The 22816-nt window shown below is 43.8% G+C and carries 21 protein-coding genes; 4 read left to right on the top strand and 17 right to left on the bottom strand.

Annotated features, from left to right (window positions below; translation table 11 throughout):
• Positions 1-25: 25 nt before the first annotated feature.
• A complete protein-coding gene (lgt, locus tag ACOMA8_RS09735; protein ID WP_421370335.1) occupies positions 26-859 on the bottom strand; it encodes a prolipoprotein diacylglyceryl transferase in 834 nt (277 codons plus the stop codon).
• A 95-nt stretch (positions 860-954) separates the two neighbouring features.
• Positions 955-1896, bottom strand: coding sequence for an HPr(Ser) kinase/phosphatase (gene hprK, locus ACOMA8_RS09730; RefSeq protein WP_161899473.1), 942 nt, complete (start codon positions 1894-1896; stop codon positions 955-957).
• 242 nt (positions 1897-2138) lie between these two features.
• Here hprK and ACOMA8_RS09725 point away from each other — a divergent pair, with 242 nt between their 5' ends.
• The 4 genes from ACOMA8_RS09725 (at position 2139) to ACOMA8_RS09710 (ending at position 7219) form a co-directional block, all read left to right on the top strand.
• On the top strand, positions 2139-3839 hold the full coding sequence (locus ACOMA8_RS09725; RefSeq protein WP_421370333.1) for a M3 family oligoendopeptidase: 1701 nt from the start codon (positions 2139-2141) through the stop codon (positions 3837-3839).
• Positions 3840-4022: 183 nt separating this feature from the next.
• On the top strand, positions 4023-4967 hold the full coding sequence (locus ACOMA8_RS09720; RefSeq protein WP_421370331.1) for an AAA family ATPase: 945 nt from the start codon (positions 4023-4025) through the stop codon (positions 4965-4967).
• A gap of 3 nt (positions 4968-4970) precedes the next feature.
• Positions 4971-6050, top strand: coding sequence for a DUF58 domain-containing protein (locus tag ACOMA8_RS09715; RefSeq protein ID WP_421370329.1), 1080 nt, complete (start codon positions 4971-4973; stop codon positions 6048-6050).
• Positions 6047-7219: a DUF4129 domain-containing protein gene (locus ACOMA8_RS09710; protein WP_421370327.1), complete on the top strand. Its 1173-nt coding sequence runs from the start codon at positions 6047-6049 to the stop codon at positions 7217-7219. Before ACOMA8_RS09715 ends, ACOMA8_RS09710 begins: the two co-directional genes overlap by 4 nt.
• A 326-nt stretch (positions 7220-7545) precedes the next feature.
• On the opposite strand, the gene ACOMA8_RS09705 is transcribed toward ACOMA8_RS09710, so the two are convergent.
• The 15 genes from ACOMA8_RS09705 to prfB all read right to left on the bottom strand — a co-directional run bounded on the left by ACOMA8_RS09705 (position 7546) and on the right by prfB (position 22786).
• A complete protein-coding gene (locus tag ACOMA8_RS09705; RefSeq protein ID WP_202622181.1) occupies positions 7546-7689 on the bottom strand; it encodes an OadG family protein in 144 nt (47 codons plus the stop codon).
• Positions 7690-7706: 17 nt separating this feature from the next.
• The gene (locus tag ACOMA8_RS09700) at positions 7707-8822 is read right to left on the bottom strand and encodes a sodium ion-translocating decarboxylase subunit beta (protein WP_161899468.1); all 1116 of its coding nucleotides are present in this window, start codon (positions 8820-8822) and stop codon (positions 7707-7709) included.
• A 490-nt stretch (positions 8823-9312) separates the two neighbouring features.
• Complete coding sequence (locus tag ACOMA8_RS09695; RefSeq protein ID WP_161899467.1) at positions 9313-9675, bottom strand: phage holin family protein; 363 nt, start codon at positions 9673-9675, stop codon at positions 9313-9315.
• Positions 9675-10010 carry a PspC domain-containing protein gene (locus ACOMA8_RS09690; RefSeq protein ID WP_161899466.1) on the bottom strand — a complete coding sequence of 112 codons (336 nt, stop codon included), beginning with the start codon at positions 10008-10010 and terminating at the stop codon, positions 9675-9677. The genes ACOMA8_RS09695 and ACOMA8_RS09690 overlap by 1 nt, the downstream gene beginning before the upstream one ends.
• A 112-nt stretch (positions 10011-10122) precedes the next feature.
• Complete coding sequence (gene liaX, locus ACOMA8_RS09685; RefSeq protein ID WP_421370324.1) at positions 10123-11670, bottom strand: daptomycin-sensing surface protein LiaX; 1548 nt, start codon at positions 11668-11670, stop codon at positions 10123-10125.
• A gap of 608 nt (positions 11671-12278) precedes the next feature.
• On the bottom strand, positions 12279-12956 hold the full coding sequence (gene phoU / locus ACOMA8_RS09680) for a phosphate signaling complex protein PhoU (protein ID WP_161899464.1): 678 nt from the start codon (positions 12954-12956) through the stop codon (positions 12279-12281).
• Between the two features lie 42 nt (positions 12957-12998).
• Positions 12999-13757, bottom strand: coding sequence for a phosphate ABC transporter ATP-binding protein PstB (pstB, locus tag ACOMA8_RS09675; protein ID WP_421370322.1), 759 nt, complete (start codon positions 13755-13757; stop codon positions 12999-13001).
• A 65-nt stretch (positions 13758-13822) separates the two neighbouring features.
• Positions 13823-14626: a phosphate ABC transporter ATP-binding protein PstB gene (gene pstB, locus ACOMA8_RS09670; protein ID WP_421370320.1), complete on the bottom strand. Its 804-nt coding sequence runs from the start codon at positions 14624-14626 to the stop codon at positions 13823-13825.
• 15 nt (positions 14627-14641) lie between these two features.
• Positions 14642-15526 (bottom strand): phosphate ABC transporter permease PstA, encoded by an 885-nt coding sequence (pstA, locus tag ACOMA8_RS09665; RefSeq protein ID WP_161899461.1) that lies wholly within the window; start codon positions 15524-15526, stop codon positions 14642-14644.
• The gene (pstC, locus tag ACOMA8_RS09660) at positions 15523-16398 is read right to left on the bottom strand and encodes a phosphate ABC transporter permease subunit PstC (RefSeq protein WP_161899876.1); all 876 of its coding nucleotides are present in this window, start codon (positions 16396-16398) and stop codon (positions 15523-15525) included. Before pstC ends, pstA begins: the two co-directional genes overlap by 4 nt.
• A gap of 458 nt (positions 16399-16856) precedes the next feature.
• A complete protein-coding gene (locus tag ACOMA8_RS09655) occupies positions 16857-17711 on the bottom strand; it encodes a phosphate ABC transporter substrate-binding protein PstS (RefSeq protein WP_161899460.1) in 855 nt (284 codons plus the stop codon).
• 494 nt (positions 17712-18205) lie between these two features.
• Complete coding sequence (gene cls / locus ACOMA8_RS09650; protein ID WP_161899459.1) at positions 18206-19654, bottom strand: cardiolipin synthase; 1449 nt, start codon at positions 19652-19654, stop codon at positions 18206-18208.
• A gap of 199 nt (positions 19655-19853) precedes the next feature.
• Positions 19854-20738, bottom strand: a complete 885-nt coding sequence (ftsX, locus tag ACOMA8_RS09645; RefSeq protein ID WP_161899458.1) for a permease-like cell division protein FtsX — start codon at positions 20736-20738, stop codon at positions 19854-19856.
• Positions 20731-21417 (bottom strand): cell division ATP-binding protein FtsE, encoded by a 687-nt coding sequence (gene ftsE / locus ACOMA8_RS09640; RefSeq protein WP_161899457.1) that lies wholly within the window; start codon positions 21415-21417, stop codon positions 20731-20733. The genes ftsX and ftsE overlap by 8 nt, the downstream gene beginning before the upstream one ends.
• Positions 21418-21678: 261 nt before the next feature.
• A protein-coding gene (gene prfB / locus ACOMA8_RS09635; protein WP_161899456.1) for a peptide chain release factor 2 occupies positions 21679-22786 on the bottom strand; the annotation gives its coding sequence in 2 pieces (ribosomal slippage) (positions 21679-22713 and positions 22715-22786; 1107 coding nt in all).
• Positions 22787-22816 lie beyond the last annotated feature (30 nt).

Here is a 22816-nt window from a genome sequence, read left to right as displayed (position 1 = left end):
GATAATCTGGTTGGGTCCTTGAAGATCACAACAAGCATTCATTTGTGCCGTGGCTGCGATCATAGCGAGGCAGCTGCGGCTCTGTCTTGCGACGATAGAATAAAATTACTAGACCACCGAAAAACAAAATCAGCGACAGGACTTGCGAAACACGGATAGGACCAAACAGATACAGACTGTCTTCGCGCAACCCTTCAATCCAAAAACGGCCAAAACTGTACCAGATAACATAGGCCAGGAAAACTTCCCCTTGTTTGAAAATCTTTCGCTTTCGCAAAATGATCAGAATCAAAAAACCAATTACATTCCAAACAGATTCATATAAAAACGTCGGTTGGCGATAAGCATCATCAATATACATATTGTCGATAATAAAACTCGGCAGGTGGAGTTTTTCCAAAAAAGTCAGGTCTGTTACTGGACCATAGGCTTCGTGGTTCATAAAATTGCCCCAACGACCGATACCTTGTGCCAAAATAACTGTCGGTGCTGCAATATCAAGGAATGTCCACATATTGATTTTCTTTTTGCGACAAAAGAAATACAACCAAATCACAGCGGCGATCAAACCGCCGTAAATTGCTAATCCGCCGGAACGAACATTAAAAATCTGGATTGGATCTTCCAGATAAGGTTTCAAATCAAATAAAATAAAGTACAGGCGAGCGCCAATTAAAGCCAGTGGTAGTCCCACCAACATAAAGTCCGTCACATCGTCAGGCCCTAAGCCGACGCGAACAGCTTCCCGAGATGCCAGCCACATCGCCAATACAACGGCAGAAACGATGATGATGGCATACCAGTAGATAGCCACACCAAAGACTTCAAAAGCCACCCGATCAACTACAGTCAAAAACATAATGTGCCTCCTCAAAAGGTACAGGCTGTCAAAATGATTGCCAGCCTGATTTTTTTATCCCCTTGTCTTTTTGTTTCTTATTTACCAACTAGCATTTACTTCTGTTCATCGGAATTTTGGGCAATCAGTTGTGTCAACCGTTCTTCAAAGGTCTTGGTCGCATCATAGCCCATCGCTTTAGCCCGGAAATTCATAGCGGCCACTTCAATGATGATTGCCACGTTGCGCCCAGTTTTCACTGGAATTTTGATTTGAGGCACGTCTACTTCAGCAATTTGAATCGAGGTGTCTGCTGAACCCAAGCGGTCGTATTTTTTGTCTTTGGCCCAAGCTTCCAAATAGACACACAGTTGAACCTGCATGCTTCCCCGGACTGCTGAGGCGCCAAAAAGGTTCATAACGTCAATAATCCCGATGCCGCGGATCTCAATCAGATGTTGCAAGATTGCTGGCGGTTCTCCTACCAAGGTCAGCTCATCTTGTTGGTAAACATCCACTCGGTCATCTGCAATTAAACGGTGCCCTCGTTTGATTAATTCCAAAGCAGTCTCACTTTTACCGATACCACTATCCCCTTGAATCAAAACCCCTAATCCATAAACATCTACTAAAACACCATGAACACTAGTGCGGGGTGCCAGATGTGCACTAAGATAGCTAGACATTTCTCCTAGCAAACGCGAAGTGCTGATCGGTGAACGCAAAATTGGGATATCATGCTCTGTACAAGCCTCAATCATCTCTTCTGGCACTGTCAGTCCACGGGAAATAATAAATGCCGGTGTATCCTCGGTGCACATCCGCCGCAAAACCATCAACCGTTCTTCCGGCATCATCCGCTGAGCAAAGGTAATTTCTTTTGAACCAAATAATTGGATTCGGTCGTGGGAATAATAATTGAAATAGCCGGTCAGCTCCAAGCCGGGACGAGAAATTTCCGCAATTCTGACACTGCGCTCCAACGCTGTTTCCGATCCGGAAACAACCTCCAAATTTAATTTCTGGACCATTTGGCTCACTGTTACAAATTCCGCCATTGGTTTCCCTCATTTCTTGTCATTTAATTTTCATCACTGTGCCTATTTTACCCTAAGTGAACGGAAAATACACCCATAACAGGTGGAATTAGGGGAGAAGCCCTGTGGTTTATCGTATCGAAATAGGCACCTTTATGCTATCATTTGAAAAGAAACAACAGCACCAGAGAAGCTTTTACTACAAAAAAGTGAAAGTCGGCTCTCGGCTGTTGTCTCGGCAAACAATCTAAGGAGGTTTTTTAATGAAATTTTCCGAATACACATACACCCGTCCGGACTTTGACAGCTACCAAAAAGACTATCTGGCAAGCGTTGCCCAACTGCAGCAGGCAACTTCATTAGCCGAAGCAAAAATCGCGGTAGATCAGCTGAACACTTTCCGTTCTGCCGTGGATACTGCGATGAATCTAGCCAGCATCCGTTATTCCATCGATACCAACGACAGCTTTTATGAAAAAGAAGATGAATGGTGGAATGAATACCTGCCTCATTTTGAATCTTTAGACTTTCAGTTTTACCAAGCCCTTTTAAGCTCACCTGTTTTGACAGAATTGAAAACCGCTTATCCGGAAACACTTTTTCTCTTTGCTGAAAGCCGCGTCAAGCTCTTTTTGGAAAAGCTGATTCCACTTTTCCAAAAAGAAAATCAGCTGGCTTCTGATTACAGCAAGCTAATTGCATCAGCTCAAATTGATTTCGAAGGCGAAATTCGCAATCTGCCCCAAATGACACCTTTTGCTCAATCAACTGACAGAGACATCCGTAAAAAGGCAGCACAAGCAACCACTGCCTTCTTCACCGAAAATGAAGCCAAATTCGATGCGATTTATGATGAAATGGTCCAAGTTCGTGATCAGATTGCCAAAGGGCTGGGGTTTGATAATTACGTTCAGTTTGCCGATGTGAAAATGAATCGTTGGGATTATGACCGCTCCATGATTGAAACCTATCGGAAGGAAATCTTGGAAAAAGTCGTTCCGGAAGCGCAAAAACTCTACAACCGCCAAAAAGACCGCAACCAGTTGGATCATATGTACAATTATGATCTCAGTCTGGTCTATCCTTCCGGCAATGCCAAACCGCAGGGAACGCCAGAAGAGCTGGTGGATCAGGCCCAAACAATGTACCGGGAACTTTCACCGGAAACTGGCGAATTCTTTGACTTTATGAAAGAGCATGACCTGTTGGATTTACTGAGTAAAAAAGGCAAACAATCTGGCGGCTACTGCACTTATATTGCCGACTTCCAATCCCCTTATATCTTTGCCAATTTCAACGGAACTTCAGGAGATGTGGATGTCTTGACCCACGAAGCTGGTCACGCATTTCAGTGTTTTGAATCCCGCTGGATAAAAGAACCAGAAATCGTCTTCCCAAATTTCGAATCTTGTGAAATACACTCCATGTCGATGGAATTCATCGCTTGGCCCTGGATGGATCGCTTCTTCAAAGAACAAACAGCTAAATATAAATTTGCTCATTTAGGCGATGCCTTGGAATTTCTGCCCTACGGTGTCTTAGTGGATCATTTCCAACAAGAAGTTTACCAGCATCCCCAGTGGACACCAGAACAGCGGAAAGCTTGTTGGCGGGAACTAGAAAAACAATACTGTCCAGAACGTGATTACAGCCAAATTCCTGACTTAGACCGCGGACTATTCTGGTACCGTCAAGGTCACATTTTCCAAAGTCCTTTCTACTATATTGATTATACTTTGGCGCAAGTCTGTGCTTTCCAATTTTGGAAGAGATTCCAAGTAGACCATGACGAAACAGCGTGGTCAGACTACTTGGCAATCTGCCAAGTCGGTGGTACTAAGACCTTCTTAGAAATCTTGGAAATCGCCCATCTGCGCTCACCATTTGAAGAAGGTGCCTTGGATGATACAATTGCAGCCGTAGCCGATTACCTAGCGGCGGTACCTGAAACCCAGCTGGATTAAGCTTAAGGTTTAACGTGACGATTATGGATGACTCCGTCGACTATTTCGGCGGAGTTTTTTTCCGGTTTTACAAATGAAAGAAAAGGGTTACAATTGATTTCAAATAGGAGCGATCCAATCTTCTCCTGCAATAAGGAAAGTTCTTTTTACTTTTTGCTTTACAGGAGTTCAGGAGGCAGCAATATGACAACTCACTTTTTTTCTACCCTGCACCAAGAGATCAAACAACAAGTTATCGGTAATGAACAGGAACAGCGGCTCTTGCTCACTGCCCTTTTGGCAGAAGGACATGTCTTATTAGAAGATGATCCCGGCAGCGGAAAAACCGCATTGAGCCGCGCACTCTCTGAAAGTTTGGGCTTACGTTTTCAGCGAGTCCAAGCCACTCCTGATCTCTTGCCCTCAGACCTCACCGGCATCAGTGTCTATCGTCAGGATCAAAATACCTTTGAATTTCATCCTGGTCCGATCTTCACCGAAATTCTTTTAGTTGATGAAATCAATCGGGCGACTCCTCGTACTCAGTCTGCTCTTTTGGAGGCCATGGCTGAGCGGCAGGTCACCGTTGATGGGCAAAGTCGTGCCTTATCTGAATTATTTTTTGTTATCGCTACTCAAAATCCGCTAGAAACGGCTGGAACTTTTCCGCTACCAGAAGCACAATTGGACCGTTTTATGTTTCAGCTTTCTTTAGAAAAATTAACCCATGCCGACAAAGAAAAAATGCTTACGACAGCGTTAAAAGAAAGCCTGCTGGCAGAGCCTTTAACAGCTGTGACTGAGGCCGAGACGATCCTGGAATTGCGCAAACAAGTTCGCGACATTTATCTTCATCCAGTTTTACTAGACTATCTGGTTACCCTTTGTGAGCAGATTCCCTCATTAGAAGGAGTGGTCACTGGGGTCAGTCATCGCTGTTTGATCCAATTTGCCAAAGCCTGCCAAGCACTGGCTTTATTGAAGGAACGGAATTTTGTATTGCCAGATGATATTCAAGAGCTGGCAGTTCCCGTGTTGGCCCACCGCCTCTTCTTTCAAAATGCCTTTACCACTAGTGCCCGCAAAGAAGAGCTGATCCGAGAGCTGCTTCACAAAACACCAGTCCCCACAGAAAATTGGGAGCAGTAAATCATGATTCTCTTCTTTTCGCTCCTGCTGCTTTTGCTACTCTTCGGATTGCGGCACTATTGGCTGGCCAATTGGCAAAAAGGGCTGTCGGTTGCCGTTGAGATGAAGCAGGCCCGGGTTTTCCCCGGTGAAACCTTCACGATTCGCCAGATTGTATACAATGAAAAAGCATTCGGACTGCCTTTTCTGCGTTTACTGATTCCATTTGTAGACAGCTTTTATCTAGTGACTGCTGCGAAAGAAAAACCGGTAAATGACCTCTTTCAAGTCTTTTCGTTGGCCAGTTGGTCCCGTTCTGAGAAAGTTTTTCGCATCCGGGGAACCAAGCGCGGGGTCTACCACCTGTCAGAAATTGAGCTCCACTGTCGCAGCCTGTTATTCCCAGAAGCAGTCACGCAAAAATATCCGCTAAACAAAGAGATTATCGTGTTTCCCAAACAAGTTTCTACACAAGAGGTTTTCCAAATTTTTCAACAATCATTAGGCGAACAACTCGCACAACAAGGTCTATTGCCAGATCCTTTGAGTTTTCGTGGAATTCGAGAATACTGTACCGGCGATCCGATCAAACAACTGGATCATAAGAAAAGCGCCCAAATGAATCAATGGATGATTCGAGAATATGATCCTACCGCCAATCAGGAAGTTACGCTGATTTTGGACCTACCGGAAAGCTCTGATTGGAAAAATGATCCCTTGGCAGAAGCCACAATTTCGTTATTTACCACCATTGCTACAGAGTGCCAAAAGCTGGGCTACTTGACCCGCTGTCGCTCCAACGGTCGTGACAAAGAAGGCCAGCTGCTTTTCAATGATACCCTCCTCTCTCGTGCTGCCATTTTACAATCTGCTAGTCAGTTGGTACTAAAGCAGACCGCAGCGACAACAGACCATCTGCAAGACAACGTGGCATCAAATAAAAGCTGCTATATTTTCACTTCTGATGCTGCTTGGGACAACACAAAAGCAGCTTTGCTACAAGCAACTGGCGGAGAAGCAGCAACGGTGGTTATCGCCACACGATTGCCGCAAAACCTTCAGCAGGACGGCCGACTAATAATCAGAGAGTGGGTGATTCAATGACAGCCATCAAACGCGTGAAAAGTGGTTTGGACATGCTCTTTCGCAGCCTTTTGGTTTTAGAATTGTTTTGGATCGTCTGGCTGGCTGTCATGAAATCACCGCTGACACTTCAGTGGTCCCTGATGATTGTCCTTGGGAGTCTCTTGGGGGTGCCGCTGATCAACCGACTACAGCGAAAATGGCCGCCTGTCTATCAACTGTTTGCGCTTTTGCTCTTGTTTTCTGGTATCTGGTCATTGTCGGGTTTTTCAATTTCATTGGCAGGTTTCCTGATTTTGATAGGCGTTTTAGGGAGCATCCCGCAAGAGTCTTACTCGCGGCTGATGGTATTTTGCCCTCTTGCCCTTTACACGATAGGCTATTTTCAAAACAGCACCCAGCAGCGCTTACTTGCTTTGTTGATGGTTGTAGTCATTCTGGTGATTTTATTACTGCAAGCCTATCTTAAAGAAACCGCTGCGGCTTTAGATTTAAGCAAAGCACTGGATGGCACTTCCCAAGGCAGCTTTTTACTGATCAGTCGGCAGCAACTACGTCTTTTGGTAACTACAGTCACAACACTAGGGTCATTGCTTTTGGGTCTTATGGCCTGGCTACAGCCTTTTGGTACGTTTGTGTCTCGTCAAAAAGAAGTGACACCCCCTGAACAAACAGCCGCTTCTAACAGTGGGCAAGTCTTTCAGCCACAACCAGGAGGATTTGACACCGATCAATTGGCTGCCGGACACAAACCCAATCAATTGCTTCTGCAGGTTTGGGCATTTTTGGAAACTGGCATGAAACTAATTTTACTGATTGCTGTGGTTCTTATTTTATTGTTTACCCTCTATCGGATGTTGCGTTACCTAAAGATGAAACAGCCCGTGATACAAGAAGAAGATCCTCCTGCTGAAGCTGACTTTATCCTGCTAGATAAAAAAAAGACCAAACGTCCGTCGCCTTTTTTACCTCGAGGAGATTACAACCAGCGGGTCCGTCGCCTATTTAAACAAGAAGTGGGGAAACAGTTTCATAAAGATGCTACCCCTCGTCAACTCTTGGCTCTTCTGCCGCTTCCAGTTGACTATGCTTATCAGTTAGCCCGCCTTTACGAAAAAGCTCGCTATGATCAACAGACAGTCTCAAAAGATGAATGGACACAATTGAAAGCACTGGCAAAACAACGATAAGAAGGCTGGGGCTGCGACAATAGTTGAGTCACCGTCCGCTGAAGCCAACAGGACCAAACGTGAGAACCCAAAAGCCGACGATCTTCCATTAAAATTACTGGAAGATCGTCGGCTTTTCATTGCTAAAAATTTCAAATGTAGGCTTTCTCTGATTTTATCAAGGGAAGTCAGCCTCATTCACTGCTCTTGACACACATGGTCATGTTCTCTCTCTTCGGACTAAGACATAAAGGTTGTCACGATTTTTTTCCATCCGTCTACTTTTTATTAATTGTGGCTAAACATCCGCTATTTAGCAATTGGAAATTACTGATGCCACATTCCCTTTATTGTTTGGCTTTTTTTACAGGGAACAATTTACTCAGTGCTTTCGAGGCTAGGTAAATGATGAACAACACCAAAAACACGCCACCCCAGCCCAATACTAACAGTTCAAATGACTGCTTCAGATCCTCCATATTCACAGACATGGTCTTTCACCCTTTCATCAAGTCAACAGTGCTAACAACAAGCCGCCTGCAATCACCGAGGCAATCTGTCCAGAGACATTGGCGCCGGCTGCATGCATCAAAATAAAGTTTTGCGGGTCTTCTTCTGTAGCCATCTTTTGGATTACGCGACTGGACATCGGAAATGCCGAAATCCCTGCGGCACCAATCATCGGATTGATTTTTTCTTTGCGGAACAGATTTAAAAACTTCGCAAAAAGAACACCGCCCACTGTATCCATGATAAAAGCAATCAACCCTAGGAAAATTACCATCAGCGTGTCTAATTTCAAGAATTCTTCATAGTGCATACTCACCGAAATGGAAAGACCTAACAAGATGCTGACGATGTTCACCAGTTCATTTTGTGCTGTAATCGACAGTCGATCCAAGACACCACATTCCCGCAAAAGATTCCCGAACATCAAAAAACCTACCAATGGCAAAGAAACCGGCGCAATCAACCCCGCCACGATACAGATTACCACAGGAAATAGAATCTTAGCCGTTTTTGAGACTTCTCCCGCGCGATAATTCATGCGGATTCGGCGTTCTTGTTTAGTAGTGACTGCTTTGATTGCGATAGGCTGAATGATTGGTACCAACGACATGTAAGAATACGCCGCTACCATAATTGCCCCCATATATTTGGAGTTTAAAGTATTGGCTACAAAAATCGAAGTTGGGCCGTCTGCTGCGCCGATAATTCCGATTGACGCTGCGTCATTCATGTCAAAGCCTAACAAAACTGCCATGATTACCGTAAAGAAAATCCCAAACTGAGCGGCAGCACCGAACATCAGCATAAAAGGATTTTGCAATAATGGTCCAAAATCGATCATCGCTCCAATCCCAATAAACAATAGCAACGGGAAAAGCTCGGTTTTGATTCCCATGTCAAACAGCACTTGAAAAGGGCCCGGCTCTCCTCCGGCTGTCAATACGCCGGAATTTGGAAAATTTACCAAGATCGTTCCCAGCCCCATTGGCACTAAAAGCGTCGGTTCGTATTCCTTTTTGATACCTAAATACATCAGCAGGCCGCCAATCAGCATCATGATAATTCGACCGGGTTCTTGCCCCATGCCAATCACGCCTTCCAACAATGTTTCCATCCACTTCACTTCCTAATCGACTAATGATTGTCCTGTCTTTGACCGCTTTATCTAAGATTGCGTTATTGATATCCCTAAACATCATAATTTTGCGCTGCGATTGATAGCGCATCCAAAATCACCCTATTTTCGACTATAAAGCATCAAAATAAAACATCGTGTGTAAAATCTATCTCAGCCTCAAGACATCAAAATTACAACTTATGTAGGACTTGTATATATTGTAACATGTTTTTTATTCAGCTGCTCCTACCTGCGGATTTCTGGAAAAATTTTTTCTGCTGCTTATTCCAAGAATCGCAGCCGAAAAACGAAAAGCGTGATTTCAATCATTTCTGAATGATACTAAGAGAGCGAGCCTTTCAACAAAAAAAGAAGCAACTTCCCACATTGGAAGTTGCTTCTTTTTTTACTTATAACACACCTTTAGCAGCCTTCGCTTTTGAGGATGGTGGCAAAATGAGAGTCACCATCTCGTTTGATTTATCGATTATTCATCGGTGTATTTTTGTAAGGCATGCTCTGTTACGATCAAATTGACAACAGACATAATCACTGCCACCAAGATTGCCGATCCAAAGGATGAAAACCCGAAATGGTTGGCTCCCACCAAGTTTGAAGTGATCACCAGCATCCCAGCATTGATCACAAAAGTGAACAAGCCCAAAGACAACAAGGTCAAAGGCAGAGACAACACCAAGAGAATGGGTCTTAAAAAGCCGTTAAGAAACGACAGAATCAGAGCTGCCAAAAGAGCTGTCAAAAGACTTGAAACATGCACCATGTTGGGGAAGAGCACCGTTAGACCGATAAAAGTCAGTGTATTGACCAACAGACGCTGGAAATAAGTCATTAGAAATCACTCCAGTCGTCATCGTCGATCTTTTCAGCTTCTTTACGTTTTTGCGGTCCTTGCTTAAACTGTTTGTAGTCCCGGTTCGTTTGGGTATTACGGTTTTGGTAATAAGGATTGCGGCCATTTCCGCCAGTAGTATGATTACGGCCAGAAGGGATGATCAACGCCAAGATGATGTACAACGTGATGCCGGGAAACGCCACCGTCACCAAAGACAAGAAGACGTAGATCACACGGATGATCGTTGCATCAATACCCAAAAATTCAGCGATACCACCCAAGGTACCAGTAAACACAACATTGTCGGTAGATTTAGTCAATTTTCTTCTCATATTCTTTCACCTCTATCCCTTCAATTTTACCGTATTTTCCAGAGGATTTCACCTCAGATTTTTTTCGTTTTTGTTTCCTACTTTAACTGTAGGAAACAAAAACGTCTGAAATTTATTTATCTGTATCTTTCAATAAGATATTACCAGTAGTTGTAGATAGGTCCAATTGTGCCAAGCTATCTTCCGCTACGCGACGGAACTGCAGCAATTGGTTCAGTTTTTCTCTTTTTTCCCGTACAATCTCGACTTCACTCATTCGGGAATTAATCTTACCCAGATTAGTCTTAGCCACGCCTTCAACTCCCAGATCAGCCGGTAACGCAACTTTCACATTGCCATTCACCGAACTGGCGTCCACTTTTTTCAAGCCACGCTCCTTAAAGGTCAATTTAATATCTCCGTTGACCAGTGAGGCGCCGATAGTTTGTGGGGTCGCCTGTACTGTAATTCCGCCGTTGACGTTTTCGATGATTGTGTCCATGATTTCGCCATCAGCGATCTTGATATTGCCATTGACACCGGCAACCTCCAGCATAGTTGCACTGATCTTTTCAAAATCAATATTGCCGTTAGTTGACTGGGTGTAGACATCCTTCGCTTCCAAATCCTTGACGAGGATATTGCCATTCAAAAGTTTGACTGACACATGATCATACATCCGTTTTGGCAAATAGAAGCTCAAATCAGCACGCACTCGTTTGTTAGGCACATGGAAAAGAATATGATCGTCATCAACTTCAATCTTGCTGCGATCATTGAAGGCATCAATTGGTGTCGCCGCATCCATCTTCCCATACAACGTAATTTTCGCGTCTACTTTCACATGATCTTCTTCCCAAAAATCGAAAGTCACGTTTCCGTTAGCGGCTTTGACATCAAGAATTGTCGCTTCTGAGGCAGGAAACTCGAATGTATGGTCAAATTTAGTATTGGCAACGCCTGGTACGCGGATGCTGATATCTTTCCATTCCACGTTGTCATTAAACGATTGCGAAACAGAATTGATGGTTTGCTTGAAGAAGCGCCCCAACTGACTACCAGCTTCTGCCATTTTTTCGCCGGCCTGGCTGAAAGCTTCAGTTGCTTGATCTTTCCATTCATCACTAAACTTATTACGAAAATCATCTTTCATTTGGGACCATTGATCTTTTTTCAGACCTTTCAAACGGTTTTCCAACTCTGATTTTTCAACTTCGAGGTCATCAGCAGCTGCTTCCAATGCTTGCAGTTCCCCTTCTAACTCTCGCCGTTCAGTTAGTTCTTCTTCCGAAAGAATACCTAATTCTTCTTTCGTGTTCAATTCCATCAGTTGCCCTTGAATTTCTTCTTTTTGGGTATTCAGTCCCGCGATTTCCACATTCAACTCGTCCAGTTCGGCTGAGGCTTGATTAGCTTCTGTAGCCAGGTCATCCAAGATTGATTCCAACTGCTTACGATCTTCGTCTTCTTTTTCTTGGAGTGTTTGAGCGAAATCTTTTTCTTCAGGATCTTCCAGTAATGTTTCAGCCGTTTCCTGTTTTTCGGCTGTCACTTCATCGTTTGCTTTTTTGATTTGCTTTTCGTCTTTTTCCTTGGCCATGCTTTCCAGCAGATCTAAGGCTTCCTCTGTTGAAAGCACACCTTTTTTCACTAAGTCCAGTACACGTTCTCTTTCATTCATGGCTTAGGAGCCTCCTTGAGTGTTTCATATTTGCAGGTATCTGTCATTACCTTACATTGCTATTATGCCAAGAATGCTTCCCTTTGTCATAGGACTAAAGACCGAACTTTTTCCCAACTATCGATGTAGAAATGATTGCTTCCGGTTTCATGCGTCCTCTTACTCTTTTTGCCGCTAAAAATAAATTTCTTCAAATTACGATTAAAAATCACTCATTAATAACTATTTCCAATCGCATTAGTCAATAATAACCTTACCTTTATTGAAATGAGTAGATGTTATGGAAAAAATCAGCGGATTGCTCTTTTGGATACCGGTTGTCTTATTTTTTTCAATCGCCCTATTTTTTGTGCGTTGGAGCAAAGACCGGATCACATTAGCCGGATTGTCACTTATCGTGTTTTTCTTTATTTATCAAGTCCTCAACCATCGTCACTTTGATTCTCCGTGGCTTTTATTCTTACGGCTCTTGGGACTCTTTGTTTCGATGATTTTCCTGATTATCTTTTTAAAAAAGCAGAGTCGCTGACTACCTTACCTTACTTAAATTAAACTAAGACAAAAACGGCCTCAATCCCAAAAGTAAAGGATTGAGGCCGCTTCTTTGATTAAAATTCTTCGTCATGATTGGAATTTAGTTCTGTGATCTTACCGGTAGCCAAGTAAACGATCCATTCGCAGATATTAGTCACGTAATCCCCGATACGCTCCAAGTACTGAGCTACTGACAAGTAGTCAGTTCCGCTGATGACGGTCTCAGGGTTTTCTTTCATGGCGTCGATTGCTTTATAGTAGATTTGGCTATAGAAATCATTGATTCGCTGGTCCATATCGGCAATCAGACGTGCGTCTTCTTCGTTGGTCTTCACATAAGCCACTAAGACATTGTCTACCATTTTTTTCACGTAGTCAGACATATCTGAAATTTGTTTTTCGATATCTGGGATTCGTGTTTCCCCTTTGACTCTGATCGTTGATTTAGCGATAGATACCGCATGGTCGGCCATCCGTTCCAAATCGGAGCTGGCTTTCATAACTGTGATAATCATACGCAAGTCTGTTGTCACTGGTTGCTGCAAAGCAATCATCTCAAAGCTCTTTTTCTCCAGCTTGACCTCCATATCATTGATTTGAACATCGTTTGCGATAACTTCAGCGGCAAGCTCCTTGTCGTGCTTGATATAAGCTCTTACCGATTTATGGACCGCATTACTCACCATCATCCCCATCTCGTAAAACTGATTGTGGAGATTCAATAATTCTTCTTCAAATTGTGTCCGCAACATATTGTACTTTCCTCACTTTCGTCTCACGAAAAACCGCTGATATCAGCCGAAGCGTCCGGAGATATAATCTTCAGTTTCTTTTTTACTAGGATCCAAGAAAATCTTTTTGGTGTTATCAAATTCAATCAAATTGCCGTCCAGAAAGAAGGCTGTTCGGTCAGAAATCCGGGAAGCTTGTGACATGTTGTGAGTCACGATAATCATCGTATACCGTTCTTTCAATTGGAAAAGCGTGTTTTCGATTTTCCCTGAAGAGATGGGATCCAGCGCACTGGTAGGCTCATCCAGCAAAATGATATCTGGATCCACCGCCAATACCCGTGCAATACACACCCGCTGTTGCTGTCCCCCGGATAAAGAAAGGGCACTTGAATGAAGCTTGTCTTTAACATCTTCCCAAACAGAGGCGGCTTTCAGGCTTTCTTCCACCACTTGATCTAGCTTTCCTTTGTCTTTTTCACCTTTTAATTTTAACCCATAGATGACGTTTTCGTAAATGGAAAATGGAAAGGGATTTGGCTGTTGAAAGACCATGCCGATTTCCTTGCGCAACTCGACAATGTCTTGTCGAGGACTATAAATGTCCTGGCCTTTGTATTGCACATTGCCGGTGACAGTCACTCCGGGAATCAAGTCATTCATTCGATTCAACGTTCGCAGATAAGTCGATTTCCCGCAACCGGAAGGACCAATCATAGCGGTGATTTCATTACGGTTGAAACCCATGGTAATACCCTTTAACGCTTCTTTTTTTCCATAATACAGATGCAAGTCCTGTGATGATATCAACTGTTCAGACATAGTTTTCCTCCTGAAAAGGCAAGCCACCGGAAACAAACAGCCACCGGCCGCCGTAGCCTTTGCTCTTAGCCGAAATGCCCTGAGACATAATCTTCAGTGGCTTTAATCTTCGGTCGGGTAAAGATTTTACGGGTTTCATCATATTCCAACGCATGACCTAAATAGAAAAAGGCAGTATAATCACTGATTCGAGCCGCCTGTTGCATATTGTGGGTCACGATGATGATCGTGTAGTTTTCTTTTAGATTTACCAGTGTTTCCTCAACTGTCCCGGTAGAAATCGGATCTAGTGCCGACGCAGGTTCATCCAGCAATAAGATGTCTGGTTTCATCGCAATCGCCCGGGCAATGCACAGGCGTTGCTGTTGTCCACCGGATAAGGCTAACGCACTTTTATTCAGGCTGTCTTTCACCTGATCCCACAGTGCTGCTTGCTTCAAGCTGGTCTCTACAATTTCGTCTAGCTTGTGTTTGTCTTTTTCACCGTGTCGTTTTAAAGCAAAGGTAATGTTTTCATAAATAGATTTACTGAAAGGATTAGGTCGTTGAAAGACCATTCCAATTCGTTTCCGCATCTCGTAGACATCGATATCGGATCGATTCACATCTACGCCTTTGTACATAATTGAGCCAGTGACTTTCGTTCCTGAGATCCCGTCATTCATGCGATTAAGTGAACGAAGGTAGGTGGACTTACCGGATCCCGATGGTCCAATTAAAGCGGTGATGCAATTTTTTTCAAATTGTAAATCAACCCCGTGGATTGCTTCATTTTCACCATACCAGACCTTCAAATCTTCAGTATGCAAAGCAACATCATCGGGTTTACCAAAAGTGATAATATTGCGTTCATTGATATCGTAGCTCATGAGTTTGCTCCAATCTTATGCGGAAGTCATTTTCTTGTACAGACGCTTACCGACAGCTCGGGCGCCGAAGTTGAACAACAAGACAGCGATGATCAACACTGCCGAAGCACCGGCAGAAACCGCTGCGCCGTCAGGCATCGTACCTTCAGTATTGATCTTCCAGATATGCACAGCCAATGTTTCTGCCTGCCGGAAGATGCTGATAGGGCTGGATACGCTCAACGGGTTCCAATTCGTGAAATCCAAGGCGGGCGCACTTTGACCAGCTGTGTAGATCAATGCCGCCGCTTCCCCGAATATCCGACCCGAACTCAAAATGACACCTGTCAAAATTCCTGGTGTCGCTTCTGGAACTACGATTCGTAAAACCGTCTCCCACCGAGAAAGTCCCAGAGCTAAGCCCGCCTCACGTTGGGTGTAATGAACAGCCTGTAAGGATTCTTCGACATTCCGGGTCAAAAGCGGCAAGTTGAAAAAGGTCAATGCCAACGCACCAGAAATAATGGAAAAACCGTAGCCAAACTGGATAACAAAAACCAGAAAACCAAACAACCCCACAACCACTGAAGGCAAGGAACTCAAAATTTCAATCGAGGTTCGGATGATATCTGTCACCCAGTTCTTTTTGGCATATTCCGAAAGATAGATGCCTGCGCCTAAAGAGATTGGAAAACTGATTAACATCGTGATAAACAACAAGTAAAAGGAGTTGAACAGCTGGATTCCGATCCCGCCGCCTTCTTGATAGGCTCTGGAAGGCTGTGTCAAAAATTCCCATGAAATGTGTGGCAAGCCCCGAGCTAAGATGTATAGCAGTAAAGCCGCCAAGATCAAAACAATCGTTGCTGAAATGCCGTACAAAACTCCGGTTGCAATCTTGTCTGAGCGTTTTGCATTCATTTGCTAAAGGCCCCTTTCTTCCCAATCAAACGGATAATAATATTAAAGATTAATGACATCAACAAAAGAATTAATGCCAGCGACCACAACACATTATTTTCTGCTGTTCCCATGATGGTGTTCCCGATTCCCATGGTCAAAATCGAAGTTAACGTAGATGCTGGTGTTACCAGAGAAGTTGGCATCAAAGCAGCATTACCGATGACCATCTGGATAGCCAAAGCTTCACCGAACGCGCGCGCCATGCCGAAAACCACGGCAGTTAAAATCCCCGGTACCGCTGCCCGCAAAACGACCTTGTAAATTGTCTGCCAACGAGTGGCTCCCAATGCTAATGAAGCTTCTCGATAATGCCGAGGAACAGACTTTAGGGCATCAACCGTCATGGTCGTCACCGTTGGTAAAATCATAACGAACAACACAAAGGTCCCCGCAAGAATACCAAAACCGGTGCCGCCAAAAACGGAACGAACTGCCGGAACAATCACCGACAAACCGATAAAACCATAGACGACTGAAGGAATCCCCACCAACAGCTCAATAACCGGCTGGAGAATTTTTTGTCCTTGTTTTGGCGAGATTTCTACCATAAAGACCGCCGCTCCAATTGCAAAGGGGGTAGCTACGATTGCCGATAAGAAAGTTACAATAAATGAGCCGGCAATCATCGGGAGTGCACCAACTTGTGGCTTCCCATCAGGACCCAGCTGACTGGGATTCCAATCCGTGCCAAACAAAAAATTCATGACACTAATCTTATCTTTGAAGAATGTTGCCAATCCCTTGCTGGCAACAAAATAGAAGATTGAAACAACTACCACTACGATCAATGCGATACACAGAAAACTGATGAACTTTCCCCGTTGCTCCATCCGTGCCCGTTTGGACTTAGTGGTCAACGCTTTTTTAACATCTTCTTCCAAAATGATTCCTCCTGAACACTCGGTTTGAGCTCATTGATATTGAGATTTGGAACAGTTTACGTCAAATTCAGAATACCATGTTGCTGCCGGCTTGTCCTTTTCGACCTATCCCTGGGCGCCTTTTGGCATTTGGACTACAAGCACAACGCGATTGAAAGGCTATTTCGGTTACCAACATGATTTTTTCCGCTCTCAACAAAAAAACAACCGCCGTACTCCATCGCTACACAAGCGAGAAGCAGGTGTTGTCTTCCTGCACAGAATACTGTTTTATTTTAGGTGACCAACATCAATTTTGGATAAACTTATTGTAAATTTTGTGTAAAGATCCAAAAATAAGGGCAGCTTGTAGAGTCAAAAGACCGAAAAATCACAATGTCTTCACAGTGCTCCTTGAAAAATCCCTACTAGTTGATCAGATTGCCTTGCCAGTCTCGTTCTACCTTCATCTTGGAGACCGGAATATAACCCAACTTGCCTACGATTTCTTCTTGTACCTCAGCAGACAAGATATAATCCAAAAAATCTTGCGTCAATGCATCAGGTTTTCCCTTTGTATACATATGCTCGTAAGCCCAAATCTTCCAATCATTGGTGGTGACATTTTCATCTGTCGGCTCCACACCATCAACTTTCAACGTTGCGACATCTTTTGAAACATAGGAAAAAGCAACATAACTGATTGCTCCCGGTGTGTCTGCGACGATTTGACGAACCATCCCACTGGAATCTTGCTCTTGAGCACGGATGGCAGTTTTTCCTTCCAATACCCATTTTTCGAAAGTTCCCCGAGTCCCAGAGCCAGCTGCTCGGTTCAAGATGACAATCTCCTGATCTGCGCCGCCTACTTCTTTCCAATTCTTGATTTCACCCAAAAAAATATCCCGCAATTGCGTCATCTTTAGATCCGTTACACCAACTTTTTTATTGACGATTGGCGTAATTCCAACAGTCGCTACCTTATGATCAACTAACTTAGAAGCGTCAATCCCACTTTTTTCTTCAGCAAATAAATCGGAATTGCCGATTTCAACAGCCCCAGACTGTACTTGACTCAAGCCAGTCCCACTTCCGCCCCCTTGGACATTGATGAATTTGCCTGGGAATTTGTTCTGGTATTCCTCTGCTACAGTTTCTACCAAAGGCTGTAGCGCCGAAGATCCTACTGCCGTAATGGATTCTCCGCGATCAATCCATTTGGCACATCCCGTCAAAAGTACGCAAGCACCTAAAGCCAGCGTAAGAAAAATTCGTTTTTTCATAATTCAGCAATCTCCTTTTTATGCTTCAACTCATTCAGCATTACCGTTTTTAAAACTGTTCATTATTGTAACAGGCTGCATACTTACCGTAAAGGATTTCTCATAATTTCATTTTTCCCAGCACCCTCTTTTAAAAAGAACAGGGTTGCTGCAAATAAATCTATTTTAACATTACCAGTGATTATTGAAAATCTCAAATCCATCTTGTAGCCGGTATTATTTTTACAACGTCTCTAAAAAAAGACTAGGCTGCTTTCTTGGGATATGCTATACTGTCCATTGAAAAACGTCCCTAAAAAGAACGAACGTATTTTCTTGCTTCCCCAAACGAGAAAACCCTTTTACTCCCGTTGTTCTAGACGTTTTCAATCAGCAGTGACTCCCCCATAGTCCCCGCTGATTTCGAAAAGAGGACCTACCCCGGTTCCTCTTTTCGGTAATACATAGAAACAAAGACGATCAGAGCATCCTTCAATGCTTATGATCGTCTTTTTTTAAAGTAATGGCGAAATCAGCCGAGCTAACCCTTCTTTGATTTTGATTATCAGTCCTCGATTTTGATAACTTGTCATAGTCATCGGTTTCGAATCTCGACTATCTTGGAAAAAGGCGTCCCGCACCGTTTGTGCCATCTGCTCATCATACAAAATGCAATTCACCTCAAAGTCCAATCTGAAAGAGCGGACATCAATATTTGCCGAACCGACGGACACGATACCGTTGTCAACAATCATTGTTTTGGCGTGCATAAAACCCTTCTCGTAGGTCTCCACCACCGCCCCATATTCCAGTAATTCCGCAGCAAAAGAATAGGTTGCCCAATAAACAAAGGGGTGATCTGGCTTATTGGGGATCTGTAATTGCACAGAAACACCTGAAAGCAAGGCCAATTTCAACGCTTCATGGATTGATTCGTCAGGAATATAGTAAGGGGTTTGGATTAAAATCTCACTTTTTGCCATGCTGATCATCTTCAAATAAGTCATTTTGATCTGCTCAAATTCTGAATCTGGGCCACTGGTAACAACTTGCAAGGAAACTTTTCCTTGATCTGCAATCTCAGGAAAAAATTCTTTTGCATAATGCACTTCATCCGTATGCTGTGAATTCCAATCCATCAAAAAGCGATTTTGTAGAGAATAAATGGCTTCTCCTTTAATTCGCAGATGATTGTCCCGCCAATAGCCGAATTTTTTCACCAACCCCAAATATTCATCCCCCACGTTAAAGCCGCCGGTATAGCCGATACAACCATCGATAACAACGATCTTGCGGTGGTTACGATAATTGATGCGCGGGTTGATATAAGGAACAAACAGTGGGAAAAACAGCGCCACCTCACCCCCGGCTTGCTTCAATTCATCAAAAAAGTTCAAGGAAACTTGCGTCGATCCCCAAGCATCCAATAAAACTCGCACCGCCACCCCTCTTTTGGCTGCTCGCACCAGTGCATTTCTGACTTCTATCCCCAATGAATCGCTGCGATAGATGTAATATTGCATATGGATATGATTTTGGGCCTGTTCAATATCTGCGATGAGGGCATCAAATTTTTCCCGCCCATCCGTATATAGCTTGACATCATTAGTCGTGGTATACAATGAGCGCTCAAAAACGGTCAGCATGTAGACCAGCTGCCGGACGTCCACTTGAGCTGTTGGCGGATGAGGAAACAGATCTCGCTGCAGCGCTTGTCGCTGCTCTTCAATCTCTACATTCATCCCCAGCTTGCTTTGCATTTTCAAATCAAAAATTTTATCTTTTGATATCCCGCGACCAAAAAAGATGTAGAGAACAAAACCCAGAATAGGGATGAACATCAATACCAATAGCCAAGCCCAAGTCTGGGCTGTCTGCCGCCGCTCCCGGAAAACGATTACAACAGATAATAAAATATTAGCAATGACAATGATTGTAAAAATATTTTCGGTAATAAGCTGCATTCTTTTTCTCCAACTTGAACACTTTTCTTTCAGGATAGCGGAACAATAGCAGCTTGTAAAGCTGCAGGCCTACAGTTTTATCCATCCATTGTTTCCAGCTTTCAGATTGCAACTTTAGCCGGAATTTTGAGTCAAGCTGACTCCAGTTGATGCGGACATAACAAAAAAGCGATCCGAACGATCGAATCGCTTTTTACAATCAGATTTTTAAGAAACGGCGCATGGATAGAACAGATCCCAGAGAACCGATCAAGAAACCAACCAGTACCATCATTAGAGAAATTTTCCACCCCAATGCATCTGGCGTTACCATACTGTAATTTGAACGCAGCAAAATCGGGTTCATAATTTGGTAAACCTTGCCATAACCGAAGACTACCAACAAGACAGGAATAATCGCACCAATCAGTCCAATCCAACCGCCTTCAAGGAAGAAAGGCCAACGGATATAACCATTTTTGGCCCCTACCAAGCGCATAATCTGGATTTCTCGTTGTCGAGAAATAATCGTGATTCGGATCGTGTTGGAAATCAAGAACATCGCGACAAACAGCAGTAACGCTGCCGCAGCCAGTCCCCAAGTTTTCACTAAGTCAGCAATCTTAAAGATTTTTTCAGACTCCAAACCACCGTAATCTGCCTTGTACACATTGGCCAATTTTCCAGCATCCTCTGCGACGTTTTTCGTCAACTTCGGTTCAGTAGTGCTCACAATGAAAACATCATATAGCGGGTTGCTGTCTTCATCAAACAAATCCCATTCCGGACCCATTGTCTTTTTAATTTTGTTCAGCTCAGCATCTGCGCTCGAGAATTTAACATCTTTTACATTGCTCAGCTGCTTTAGCTCGGTTTCTAATTTTTCGATTTCGGGCTTTTTCGTCCCGTACTCGATAAAGACTGAGACATCAACGTTGCTTTCGATATCCTCAGCTAACTTGGTGGCATTCATAATAACCGCCATAAAGATCCCCACCAAGGATAAAGTAATAGCCACGGCACTGACTGAGGCAACTGTCATCCACCCGTTACGCTTCAGGCTCTTGATACTCTCAAGTAAATGACGGAAAAAAGTTCTAATCATCGTATCCGTATTCCCCTTCCGCTTGGTCTCGAATGATTCGACCATTTTCAATGGCAATCACTCGGTGACGAATCGTGTTTACGATGGTCGAATTGTGTGTTGCCATCACGATTGTCGTGCCTTGGGCGTTGATACGATCCAAGAGCTTCATAATTTCCCACGAATTTTCCGGGTCAAGGTTCCCTGTTGGTTCATCACAGATTAAAACTTTCGGCGTATTCACGATTGCCCGGGCAATTGATACCCGCTGTTGTTCCCCACCGGAAAGTTCACTTGGAAACACCCGAACCTTATGCTTTAGTCCCACCAGATCCAATACTTCCATAACTCGTTTTTTTATTTCACGGGGTTTACGTCCAATGACTTGCATTGCATAAGCTACGTTTTCATAAACTGTTTTTTTCGGCAACAGCTTATAATCTTGAAAGACAACGCCGATTTCACGACGCATCAGTGGGATTTCACGATTCTTGATTCCCACCAAATCGTGTCCGGCAACGTTCAATGTGCCTTTTGTTGTTTTTTCTTCTCGATACATCAACTTGATAAAAGTGGACTTACCAGCCCCAGAAGGACCTACCACGTACACGAATTCACCTTGATCGATGTTGATGGTGATATTACGGATGGCAGTTGTACCGTTGGAGTACTTTTTCATTACATCCTTCATTTCAATCATGGCTATCTCTCCATCTTGATAGATTTCAATACTCACGTAGTATAGCACATGAATATTGCAACTTTCTTTCATTAGGTTACATTTATGTGTCAATTATTGGCATACAGCAAAAAAACCAGTGGAAAGCGGCATTTGAAATCCTCCTTCTCACGAATTATTTCCTCAGAAGATAGCAAATAGCCTTATTTAATGCATGGCACTTTGCAAAAGATCATCGAAAGAAACGGCAACTGCCATTTTATCCGATGATCACTCTTGTATTTATTCCCGATTGAGTTTCAACTTCAGATAGGCATCGATGAAACCATCCAGTTCCCCATCCATGACTGCTTGCACATTCCCAGTTTCAAAATTCGTCCGATGATCCTTCACCATTGAATAAGGATGGAACACATAGGAACGAATCTGGGAACCCCAACCAATTTCTAACTGTTCCCCTCGCAGGGCGGCTGCCTCTTGTTCTTGTTTTTCAATCTCCAATTGATACAGCTTAGCTTTCAACATTCCCATCGCTGTATCTCTATTTTGAAATTGAGAACGCTGTGCTTGGCTGGCAACTACGATCCCGGTAGGAATATGGGTGATTCGGACGGCGGAGGAGGTTTTATTGATGTGCTGTCCTCCAGCCCCGCTAGCCCGAAAGACGTCTACACGGATATCATCTGGGTTAACTTCGATATCAATATTGGCATCCAATTCCGGCATCACATCGCAAGAGCAAAAAGAGGTATGGCGACGTTTTGCCGAGTCAAAAGGCGAGATACGAACCAAACGATGGACCCCTTTTTCCGATTTTAGATAGCCATAGGCATTGTACCCTTTAATCAACAAGGTCACGCTCTTAATACCGGCTTCGTCTCCCGCTTGATAATCCAGCGTTTCCACCTGATAGCCATGTTGATCAGCCCATCTGGTATACATACGCAACAGCATGCTGCCCCAGTCTTGAGACTCGGTCCCGCCGGCTCCTGGATGCAATTCAACGATGGCATTGTTATGATCATAAGGCTCGTCTAACAGCATCGACAGCTCATAAGTATTCATCTGTTCGGCAACTTGTCCCAGACGTTCCTCCAGCTCTTGCTGCATCTCCTCGTCGGGCTCTTCAGTAATCATTTCTTCCATCATGACCAGCTCCTCGACTTCTCCGGCCAAATGCTGGAAAGAGTCGTAAGCCTCTTTGTTGGCATTGTTTTCGTTGATGACTACTTGGGCAGCTTCCGTATCGTCCCAAAAGCCCGGTTCAGCCATCTTGTGCTCTGCTTCAGCAATGTCTTCTTCCAACTGATCTAAGTCAAAGAGACCCCCTAAAGCTTGTGATTTTGGTTTGCATTTCGTCAAGGGTGTTGCGGATTTCTGCTAATTCCATCTTGATCGCTCCTCTTTATTAACTCATTAT

The sequence above is a fragment of the Enterococcus infantis genome, assembly GCF_049166715.1.
Taxonomy (GTDB): Bacteria; Bacillota; Bacilli; order Lactobacillales; family Enterococcaceae; genus Enterococcus_C; species Enterococcus_C leclercqii.
This window is presented reverse-complemented; position numbering and strand designations above follow the sequence as displayed.

Excerpts from the sequence above, each read along its gene's own strand:
- lgt (WP_421370335.1), bottom strand. The coding sequence starts at position 859 with ATGTTTTTGACTGTAGTTGATCGGGTGGCTTTTGAAGTCTTTGGTGTG.
- hprK (WP_161899473.1), bottom strand. The coding sequence starts at position 1,896 with ATGGCGGAATTTGTAACAGTGAGCCAAATGGTCCAGAAATTAAATTTG.
- ACOMA8_RS09725 (WP_421370333.1), top strand. The coding sequence starts at position 2,139 with ATGAAATTTTCCGAATACACATACACCCGTCCGGACTTTGACAGCTAC.
- ACOMA8_RS09720 (WP_421370331.1), top strand. The coding sequence starts at position 4,023 with ATGACAACTCACTTTTTTTCTACCCTGCACCAAGAGATCAAACAACAA.
- ACOMA8_RS09715 (WP_421370329.1), top strand. The coding sequence starts at position 4,971 with ATGATTCTCTTCTTTTCGCTCCTGCTGCTTTTGCTACTCTTCGGATTG.
- ACOMA8_RS09710 (WP_421370327.1), top strand. The coding sequence starts at position 6,047 with ATGACAGCCATCAAACGCGTGAAAAGTGGTTTGGACATGCTCTTTCGC.
- ACOMA8_RS09705 (WP_202622181.1), bottom strand. The coding sequence starts at position 7,689 with ATGTCTGTGAATATGGAGGATCTGAAGCAGTCATTTGAACTGTTAGTA.
- ACOMA8_RS09700 (WP_161899468.1), bottom strand. The coding sequence starts at position 8,822 with ATGGAAACATTGTTGGAAGGCGTGATTGGCATGGGGCAAGAACCCGGT.
- ACOMA8_RS09695 (WP_161899467.1), bottom strand. The coding sequence starts at position 9,675 with ATGACTTATTTCCAGCGTCTGTTGGTCAATACACTGACTTTTATCGGT.
- ACOMA8_RS09690 (WP_161899466.1), bottom strand. The coding sequence starts at position 10,010 with ATGAGAAGAAAATTGACTAAATCTACCGACAATGTTGTGTTTACTGGT.
- liaX (WP_421370324.1), bottom strand. The coding sequence starts at position 11,670 with ATGAATGAAAGAGAACGTGTACTGGACTTAGTGAAAAAAGGTGTGCTT.
- phoU (WP_161899464.1), bottom strand. The coding sequence starts at position 12,956 with ATGTTGCGGACACAATTTGAAGAAGAATTATTGAATCTCCACAATCAG.
- pstB (WP_421370322.1), bottom strand. The coding sequence starts at position 13,757 with ATGTCTGAACAGTTGATATCATCACAGGACTTGCATCTGTATTATGGA.
- pstB (WP_421370320.1), bottom strand. The coding sequence starts at position 14,626 with ATGAGCTACGATATCAATGAACGCAATATTATCACTTTTGGTAAACCC.
- pstA (WP_161899461.1), bottom strand. The coding sequence starts at position 15,526 with ATGAATGCAAAACGCTCAGACAAGATTGCAACCGGAGTTTTGTACGGC.
- pstC (WP_161899876.1), bottom strand. The coding sequence starts at position 16,398 with ATGGAGCAACGGGGAAAGTTCATCAGTTTTCTGTGTATCGCATTGATC.
- ACOMA8_RS09655 (WP_161899460.1), bottom strand. The coding sequence starts at position 17,711 with ATGAAAAAACGAATTTTTCTTACGCTGGCTTTAGGTGCTTGCGTACTT.
- cls (WP_161899459.1), bottom strand. The coding sequence starts at position 19,654 with ATGCAGCTTATTACCGAAAATATTTTTACAATCATTGTCATTGCTAAT.
- ftsX (WP_161899458.1), bottom strand. The coding sequence starts at position 20,738 with ATGATTAGAACTTTTTTCCGTCATTTACTTGAGAGTATCAAGAGCCTG.
- ftsE (WP_161899457.1), bottom strand. The coding sequence starts at position 21,417 with ATGATTGAAATGAAGGATGTAATGAAAAAGTACTCCAACGGTACAACT.